The sequence below is a fragment of the Belnapia arida genome (genome assembly GCF_016773205.1).
GTDB lineage: Bacteria > Pseudomonadota > Alphaproteobacteria > Acetobacterales > Acetobacteraceae > Belnapia > Belnapia arida.
In genome coordinates, this window is sequence record NZ_JAETWB010000080.1 from 1 (window position 1) to 8,687 (window position 8,687).

At 61.3% G+C, this 8,687-nt stretch carries 8 protein-coding genes and 1 pseudogene; 2 read left to right on the forward strand and 7 right to left on the reverse strand.

Features of this window, described 5'->3' with window-relative positions:
- Positions 1 to 345: 345 nt before the first annotated feature.
- From JMJ56_RS31775 to JMJ56_RS36310, 5 genes and pseudogenes are all read right to left on the reverse strand, one after another.
- Entirely contained in the window at positions 346 to 915 is a 570-nt protein-coding gene (locus tag JMJ56_RS31775) for a response regulator (RefSeq protein WP_202835881.1), read from the reverse strand.
- A 226-nt stretch (positions 916 to 1,141) separates the two neighbouring features.
- Positions 1,142 to 1,966, reverse strand: a complete 825-nt coding sequence (locus tag JMJ56_RS31780) for a response regulator (RefSeq protein WP_202835882.1) — start codon at positions 1,964 to 1,966, stop codon at positions 1,142 to 1,144.
- Positions 1,900 to 2,478 carry a histidine phosphatase family protein gene (locus JMJ56_RS31785; protein WP_236039005.1) on the reverse strand — a complete coding sequence of 193 codons (579 nt, stop codon included), beginning with the start codon at positions 2,476 to 2,478 and terminating at the stop codon, positions 1,900 to 1,902. Before JMJ56_RS31785 ends, JMJ56_RS31780 begins: the two co-directional genes overlap by 67 nt.
- 251 nt (positions 2,479 to 2,729) lie before the next feature.
- On the reverse strand, positions 2,730 to 2,921 hold the full coding sequence (locus tag JMJ56_RS34550) for a hypothetical protein (RefSeq protein ID WP_236039007.1): 192 nt from the start codon (positions 2,919 to 2,921) through the stop codon (positions 2,730 to 2,732).
- 358 nt (positions 2,922 to 3,279) lie between these two features.
- Positions 3,280 to 3,390, reverse strand: a pseudogene (locus JMJ56_RS36310) (metallophosphoesterase); the annotation flags it as partial.
- A 597-nt stretch (positions 3,391 to 3,987) separates the two neighbouring features.
- Between JMJ56_RS36310 and JMJ56_RS31795 the strand changes: the two are divergent.
- Together JMJ56_RS31795 and JMJ56_RS31800 are read left to right on the forward strand one after the other, a co-directional pair.
- A complete protein-coding gene (locus JMJ56_RS31795; RefSeq protein WP_202835884.1) occupies positions 3,988 to 4,635 on the forward strand; it encodes a biosynthetic peptidoglycan transglycosylase in 648 nt (215 codons plus the stop codon).
- Positions 4,636 to 4,846: 211 nt separating this feature from the next.
- Positions 4,847 to 5,755: a transglycosylase domain-containing protein gene (locus tag JMJ56_RS31800; protein WP_202835885.1), complete on the forward strand. Its 909-nt coding sequence runs from the start codon at positions 4,847 to 4,849 to the stop codon at positions 5,753 to 5,755.
- A gap of 240 nt (positions 5,756 to 5,995) precedes the next feature.
- Here the strand turns inward: JMJ56_RS31800 and JMJ56_RS31805 are convergent, their stop codons facing one another.
- Together JMJ56_RS31805 and JMJ56_RS31810 are read right to left on the reverse strand one after the other, a co-directional pair.
- The gene (locus tag JMJ56_RS31805) at positions 5,996 to 6,994 is read right to left on the reverse strand and encodes an NAD(P)H-dependent flavin oxidoreductase (RefSeq protein ID WP_202835886.1); all 999 of its coding nucleotides are present in this window, start codon (positions 6,992 to 6,994) and stop codon (positions 5,996 to 5,998) included.
- A gap of 212 nt (positions 6,995 to 7,206) precedes the next feature.
- Positions 7,207 to 8,415 carry an ABC transporter substrate-binding protein gene (locus JMJ56_RS31810; RefSeq protein ID WP_202835887.1) on the reverse strand — a complete coding sequence of 403 codons (1,209 nt, stop codon included), beginning with the start codon at positions 8,413 to 8,415 and terminating at the stop codon, positions 7,207 to 7,209.
- Between the last annotated feature and the right edge of the window lie 272 nt (positions 8,416 to 8,687).

The following is an 8,687-nucleotide window of genomic DNA, read 5'->3' on the forward strand; positions in this document are numbered from 1 at the left end:
CCTTCTTCCCGCACCCGCCGCCGGCAGCCAATCACAACCGATTCAAATCACTCGATCTGTTCCCGGATGGACACTAAGGTTGCCGTCCGGCAGCGAGCATTAGCGGCTGTGCGCCCATGTCCAGTCTGTACTGCCTACGCTCGCCTTCCTAATAGCAGACAAAGCGCACCCAGCCTTTGCAGAGATAAGCCTGTCCCCCGAAGCACCAACCCCCGTCACTTCGGTGCGCGCCACCGCTACGCGCATACCACTCCTCATAGGGCTGTGCCAAGTCGACGCGGATGATGCTGTCAGCCGCGCTGGTGCCATCGAACGTCTTGGCCGCTGCTACCGCAATATGAGGGCCTACGCCGATTGCTCCACACTTGCTAAAAAGCTTGGGCCGCTGCTCTCCATCGTGCTGTCCAAACCTTGGATAGCGACTGGTATCGGCCTTGGCCGCCGAGAGGCACGATGCCGCCGGATGTAGCTGTAACCTTTTGGAGGAAGCGTTCGGCGGGGGCCTGCTACGGGACATCGCTCCCGCCCAACGATGTCGTTGGCGGCGGAGATCATAGCGCTGACGCCAGAGGCCAAGCTGTCGCAGTCAAATGGCTTTACAAGGATCGGCACCGTCCAGTGCCGCGGCTCCAGCGAGGTTTTGTCCTTACCTGTGACAAACATGAATGGAATACCAGCAGCCATGAGCTGATCGGCCACAGCGACTGCAAGTTCGCCCTTTAGGGTGAGATCGAGCAAAACAGCATCAAAAGAGGCATCCGGCTTGCGCTCGATGAACTGCAGCGCTTCACCAACGGTCGTTGCTGGACCAAGGACTATGGCGCCCGCTTCCGTCAGCAGATCCTCGATCAACATGGCGATCAGTGCCTCGTCCTCCACGACGAGGACCCGTACGCCCTTCAAACTCTGCACCATGTCCGCCCTGACCTCGTAGCATGCGTGGCGTTTCGTATACTAAATACGGACGCCACCTTTACGTCTTCAGCTCAGGGCATTACGGACAACTCAGTTTGATTACGCAAAGAGAATCGGTGAGGTCGAAGTCGGCTTCCACCGTCCTTCACAGACTGTTGCGAAAACAGCACGGATCGGCCTGCAGTAAAAAGTGCGGCTTGCTGGTCAACGACAGCGCTGGCCTTGGTCAGGCCACCAGCGCTGCGTGTGCAACAGGTTGGTCTGTAGCACGCTGAGCGTGCTGTATCGGAGGGGCTGAAGATCGGGGCACCTGCAGCCCATATATAGTGTTGACAAGCTCGGGGCCGGAGAACGGCTTTGCAACTAGACACTCCCGAGGCCCAAGCGGGTACTCGTCAAATGCTTCGGGGTTGCCCGTGATGAAGGTGATGACAAGTCCAGGCAGGCGTCGCAGCGCTTCCGCGGCGAGGACCTGACCATTTGGACCAGGGCCGAGGTTGAAGTCTGTGACCAGGATATCTGGCCCAAGGTTACCATCATCAATCAACGCAAGAGCCTCCGCGGCGTCAGCCGCCGCTGTGCAGGCGAAGCCTGCTTCCTCCAGCAAGTCGCAAACCAGCATCCGGATCAGCGCTTCGTCCTCGACGACCAGAACTTGCATCAGCGTCCCCCTACCGCAATCGGCGGCTTCACCCTGCCGCTCAACCAACACGTTAGTTTTGGCGACTAAGCGTTCGAATTTGCTCATTACGAAGCCGTGATAGCGCTGGCTGGCCAGCCAGTCGCCTGTCGTTGTGCCTAAATTGCAACGACCTGAGCGTTCGCAGCAGGCAGCGGTGACGGTCGATGTGGCTGGCGTCGGCGTGCCATCACAGCCGTGCCGCTTGGCGCCCGTTTCGGCCGCCCACTCGCCATTGTTGTCTTCCCGAAAGCGGACATAGTTGCTCGGTAGGTCGATAGCCGAGTTGGACGTTGAGCAGACCTTTAATCCTCGATCCGGCGCCAACCGGAGAGTAGAGCGCGCTTTTTCCGGTCGAAGGAAAAGACGCATCCCCCTCCAGAGCCTGGCTGGTCCTCGGCCCGACTGATCGGCACATCCTTGAGGTGGCAGAGTAGGAGAGCACCAACGCCACCATGGGAGACGATGGCAACCTCCGCATCACTGGCTGCCTCGGCAATGACCCGATCGACGGCGGCGATGATCCGCTGTTGGGCATCGATCGCTCGCTCCCAACCGCGCACGCTCTTCTCCGGCTGGGCGAAGAAGGTATTGGCAACTGCCTCAAACTCGATTTTGGGAAGGTAACCGGTAGCCGATCGGTCATTCTCGCCAAGTTCCTCAATGATGACCAGCGAGAGATGGAAGCAATCCGATATCAGCTGGGCGGCGTCGGTGGCTTTGCGCTCGGAACTGCTGAAAACTGAGCCTAACTGGCTCATCCAGGGCCGCTCGAGCGCCAGCTTCATCCGTCGTATGCCCTCAGGAGATAGCGGCCACTCCGTCACTGGCACTACAGGATCGATGACGACTTCTGGATGTGTGATGAAATGCAGGATGGGCATGCCAGTCCACCGCCTTGGTTCAGGGGTGAACATGCCCTTGCTGGAGAAGGTCGCACTAGAAGATTTCAGAAAGTCCGCAGAGGGTCGCCTCCCGCGATCGCCCTCCCCGTCAGGGCTAGCGCCGAAGAGGGTGGGAAGCGGACCTCATCCATGTCGTCAGCAGCGATCTGACATCCCTAAACCCGCCCCGTCGCCGTCCAGCGGGCTACGCCCAACTTGTCATTCATTCGCGCCTGCTGCGCTGCCTGATCTCAGTCGTAGGCGACGGCGCGCAGATCAGCCGAACACACCCCTTCCGACCCGCGCGTAATGACTGCATAGCGGGCGTGTGGCGCTCCGGTCTCGATCACATGCGGCACCGGGCCGTCGTCCGTGTAGGCGGGCATCCCAACGCTGCCAGGGTTTATCACCGTCACATCGCCGACCCGGACCACGCGGGGCATGTGCGTGTGGCCTCATAGGACGAGACGTGCGGAGCCGATGCCTACCAGTCGCGGCAAGATCGCGTCTCAGAGGCAAGAACAGATCGGCCGCTCTGCACGTCATCGAGCAAATAGTCGAGGTCGCCGCCGGCAGGGCTACCGTGACAGGCGAACACCTCCCCACCCACGAGCCGCGGCGTCGCAGGCAGGGTTTCGATCCAGGCCATGTGCGTTGCCGACAACAAGGGCGTGCGAAGGCGACGGAACCGCTAGCGTCGTCGCCCTCTATGAGGTTGCGTTCGTGCTTGCCAGCCAAGGTCGTGCATCCCAGCGCGATCTGCGCATCAGCGTTGCCCACCGGGTCGAAGGGGCCGATGGTCAAGTCGCCGAGGTTGACGATGAGGTCGGGCGCTTGCGCATGCATGTCAGCTAGCACGGCTTCCAAGGCAAGCAGGTTGCCGTGGGCGTCAGCGAGGACGGCAACGCGCATCAGAACGGCTTCCAGCAGGAAAGGGATACAGTCCTGCCTGAACCAGCGGCGCGTGAGGTTGGGTTGCAATCGAGATTGTCAGGCCAGATCGGAACACCGCGCGCCATGTCCACCTTCCTTGCATCGGGCAGGACGGGCGCGTTGGCAGTGACCCGTTTGGTTGCTGGCCTGGCCACGTCCCCCTCGCTGGCGCGCTACTTTGTCTGGGCGGGCAGGTTGGCGTTGGGCGTTTGTCAACTCTTGATGTGCAGCCGATACTAAAGAGCCCGATGCGGCGTCGCAATCCCGCTCACCACGGCGCAGAAGCGTCTGCTCAGGGCCAGGAGCGATCAGGTCGGCCCACCTTACAAGTGGCTGCTGTTTCGGAAACGGACAGGCCGCTTCCAAGCAAACCCGGTCGTGACGCCGTGATAGCGATTTCCGAAGTTCGCTGACGCTTGAAAGCCGACCTTGATCCACCGTTACCGGCATCACAAAGCGCTCAGCCGCGGAAATGGCGCCTGCCGCCGACAGACTGCATGTTGTTGGTTGTCGCTGAGCCCATCCCACCGGGCCAGGAGGCATAACCCGGCAGTGCCCACGTCAACTGAAAGCACCTTGGATCGGAGGCAGTTCCTCGGGCTGTTGGGCTTGGCAGCCGCAGCTCCGCACGATGCCAGAGCACTGAAACTCATCGATGCCAGCCAGCTAATCACGGACAACCGCGAGGATGGAGTGCGAGTTCTCAGCGCGGAGGGTGATTTCATTGGTGCGCGCGGAGCATATTACGGTCCATCGGTCTCTTTCGCCCGGATACCCAAACATCTGGTCGACGCATTGGTGGCCAGTGAGGACCGCCGTTTCTACGAGCACTGGGGACTGGAGCCAAGGGCAATGGCGCGCGCTGTGTGGTCCACGCTCACGGGGCGCACCCAAGGCGGCAGCACACTGACCCAGCAGACCGTCAAGGAGATCTACCTCAAGGAACACAGCCCAATCGTACGAAAGCTGCTGGAAGAACCAGTACTTGCGCCGATCCTGGAGCTCAACCTGAGCAAGGAGGACATCCTGTTTGTTTATTTTAAGAGAGTCTTCTTTGGCGGCGGTGCCTACGGAATTGAAGCTGCCGCCCGGGTTTATTTCAACAAATACGCGCGCAACCTCAGCATATTGGAGTCGGCCATGATGGTTGGGCTGCTCCCGCACCCAACCGGTTCAACCCCCATCGGAATTTCCAGCTGTCGCGCGACCGGGGCTTCCGAGTGATCGAGCAGATGGTCGATGCCGACTACCTCACCCGATCTGCCGCAGATCGTGCCAAAGCGCAAAACGTGACGATAGCGGCCGCTAAATCGGCCTGGGGGGATTCTATCCCCGAAGCACGCAGATCGGCTGGTTCGCCCGTTGGGCCGAGAACGAAGCCAATGCAAATTCCGTGTCATCCGCGCGACGTGGCACGAGAACCATCACAACAACAATGGACCTGAAAATCCAGGCGGCCGCCGAGAGGCACCTGGAGCAAGCCCTTCGTCAACACGCCCGAGCACGGCAGATTGAGGAAGGCGCCGTGGTCGTCATGCGGTATGACGGCGCGGTGGTGGCTCTGGTCGGCGGACGTGACTACAAACAGAAGGAATGGGATCATGCCACCCAGGCCAGACGGCAGCCAGGTTCCGTAGCCAAGCTTTTCGTCTATCTCGCTGCACTTCAGGAAGGCAGTACGCCCGACACAACGGTTAGCGATGCTGCCCTGACACTTGGTGGCCGCCCCGTCAGAAACTTCGATGACAGGTATCTTGGCGATATCTCGCTGTCTGCGGCATTGGAGAAGTCTCCCAACACGGCTTCCGTTCGGTTGGCCATGCAAAACACCACTGCCGTCAGAGCACTCATCAAGGCGCTGAACGTGGGAAGCAATCTCGAAAGCGAGGCCGGTGACCTGGCGCTAGGAACCTATGAGGCGAAGCTGGTTGATCTCACGGCGGCTTTCGCCTGCGTGGCCAATCGCGGCAGAATGGTCGTACCCTACTCAGTGCAGCGGGTCCAAGATCCAACAGGCGCCGAGATACTGGTGCGGGTGCTTCCAGCAGGGTCGGACATCAGGCAAACCATAAAGCCTCAGCATGCCGACCTCATGCGGCAAATGCTCTCGGGTGTGGTGCAGCGAGGTACCGGAAAGGCCGCCGATCCGGGCTTCTGGGCAGTTGGGAAGACCGGAACGACCACTGCCAGCCGCGATGCTTGGTTCGTTGGTTTCACCGAGCAGTATGTGGCGGGCGTGTGGCTGGGAAACAGTGATAGCACGCCCATGCTCGGCGTGTCGAGTGGTGGTTTGCCAGCGCAGATATGGCGCTCGATCATGATCGACGCTGTCAGGAGCGCCTGAACACAGGACGTGCTCCGGTTCCTCGACCGTTCGAATGGAACACCGACCGAGTGCGCCATGTCCCAGGGCCGGCAGCTTCACACGCATGCCGGTCGTTCGTTGGGAAGCACCTGACTTCTTTAAAGTGAACCGAGCGGACGCAGCCCTTGTTGATCAAGAAAGGCGGACAGTGGTCCTTCCACTGCAGCCCTGAACAGGCGGCAGCGCCGAGACGGCACCGTCATGCGCCGCTGTGGCCGCTCAGGCCAGCTGCTGAACACTGCGAAGTATGGCTCGCGCTTCGTCGGCAATCTGCTGCACGATGCTCCCGGCAGGCTGCGCGTGTTTGACCAGGCCGACGCCCTGGCCTGCCCAGAGCGACAGCGCTTCGATATCGCCCGAAGCGTCGGGTGCCGGTGTGTAGGAGCGATACCGCTCGATCGGCCCGCGCGAGGCAGAGGCGGCTACGAGGTCCCCCTCACCAGGCCGGCTACCCGGAGCGGGCCTGCCCGCCGTCTCCCATGTCTCGACCGTGCTGTTGCGCAGCACCCGATGGGGGGCGTCAGGCCAGCCGATATCAAAGAGCCCTGTATGAATGGTCGTCGTCTCCTGTGCTCCAAAGAGCAGTTCTTTGTAACGCGGATGCACCGCGGCCTCTTCGCTGGCAAGGAAGCGTGTGCCAATCCAGCCGCCGGTCGCGCCGAGGCACAGCGCCGCGGCGAGCCCACGCCCGTCAGCAATGCCACCGGCCGCCACCACGGGCGTCACTGGTCCAACGGCGTCCACGACGGCTGGAATGAGCGGCAAGGTTGCCACGGAGCCCCAGACATGCCCGCCCGCCTCCCAGCCCTGGGCCACAACGACGTCCACGCCGCAGTCCACGGCTCGGCGCGCCTCATCGGCTCCGGCGATGGTATGGAAGACCGTTGTCGCGCCACCGGCATGAGCCCGGGCGGCGAAGGCCTCCGGATTGCCCCAGAATGACGAGACAATGGTGACGCCCTCCTCCAGGCAAATGTCGAGGCGTTCCTCTTGGGGAAAGGCGATTACGAAATTGACCCCGAAAGGCCTGTCGGTGAGGGCACGGGTTTGACGAATCTGCTGCCGCAGGCCCGCCGAATCCAAACGCCAGGGCGCGAGCATGCCGAGGCCGCCGGCGTTGCTGACGGCCGCCGCAAGTGCTGGGCCGGCAGCTCCTCCCATCGGCGCCTGAATGATCGGCAATTCAATGCCAAGGCGGTCGCACAGCACGGTTCGCATTGCAATTTCTCCCTAACTCTTCCCCCCGGCGCAGCTCCATCGCCGTTTGACAGACCGATCTGCAAGCTCGTCTGAGATGGCCGCTGGATGCAGACAGCCAAACATCAACGCCAGCGGCACCCGGACCGTGAAGCTGGCGGCCGGGTTCGTGCCGGTAGGCGCTCCTCCCAAGCGCAAATGCACTTAGGTCACGAACTCCCAGCGTCTGCGGGTCAGCTGGCTGTCGCTCCTTCGAAGACTCCACCAAACCGATCCCAGGTGCTTCCCGTCCATCGCGCCAGCTGCATCTGGCGTATCGGGTGGAAGTTGGTTGGGCTAGTGTCGACGCTGATGCCAGGCAGCAGCACCGGCACCTCCACCTTTCGCAGATTGGCGGCCTCGCGCATGAGGCTTTCACGCGACAGATCCTTGCCGCACTGACGGAGGACTTGGAGCAGAGTGGCCGCGATGCCGTAGCCGAAGATGTTGCCGGCGTCGGTCAGGTCACCATCCGGGTAGTACCGCTGCATGAAAGTGCGCCATTCCGTCATCCCCGGGTCGTGTTTCCAGCTCGGGTCCGTAGGGTCCTTTAAGTAGGCAGAGGTTATGATGTCCTTGCCCTTCTCCGGGCCGGCTGGGTTCATCACCGCGCCTGCTGAAATCGAGACATTTGTCAGGAAGTGCAGCGCCGGACGCCAGCTGATATCATAGACCTTGCGGATTGCTTGCGCTGCAAACTTCGGTGTCGCAGCTGTGAGCAGTACGTTGGCTCCGCTCGACTGCAATGAAAGTACCTGGCTGTCGACGGTCGGATCTGAAACTTCGAAGGATGCAGTTCGCACCACGGAATCGAACCTGTCCTTCAGCACGTCGCGCACGCCCACGACGTAATCCTTGCCAAAATCGTCATTTTGGTAGAGCAGCGCGAGCTTCGCGTCCGGTCGCTCGCGCAGCATGTGGTGCGTGTAGATCTGAGCCTCAATGCGATAACTCGGCTGCCAGCCAATAGTCCAAGGAGCGTCTTGGTAATTGCCCCACTTGTCCGCGCCCGATCCCACAAATAGATGTGGCACTTTCCGTTGGTTGGCATAGCGCACGATGGCGCTGTTGCTAGCCGTCCCAATGTTCTGGAAGAGGCAGGTTACGCGATCCTGCTCGACGAGGCGGCGAACCTGCTCCACCGTCTTCGGCGGGCTGTAGCCGTCGTCATAGCTGATGAATGTGATCCTCCGTCCGGCGACCCCGCCCTGTTCGTTCACCATTCTGAAGAAGGCGGCCTCGCAGCGGGCAATAGTTCCATAAGCCGAGGCTGGGCCGCTGTAGGGTGCGGTGTTGCCGATGCGAACTTCGCTAGAAGAGATACCGGTGGTATCGGCGGCGCGTGCGAGATGCGGAACAGCCAACGCGGCGGCCGCAGCGATAGCGGAACGTCGATTCAGCATGATTGCCTCCTAGACGGATATTTTTTGGCCCTCATGCCGCACGGCATCGCGTCACACAGCGGGGCGGACGCATCCTGCGGCTGACTGACCAGCCACCGAGATCACTCAGTCGCGAAGGTTTTGGGCGGTACTCACCTCTGCAAAACCGCAGTCACTTTGGGTGGCTTCTCGCGCGCCGTATTCTCCTATGACGCACTTGCTCTGTTGCGAGCCTATCCGGGCAGGATGAGGCCTGAAGTCCCACTTTGGAGATCATGGACAATGAACTGCTC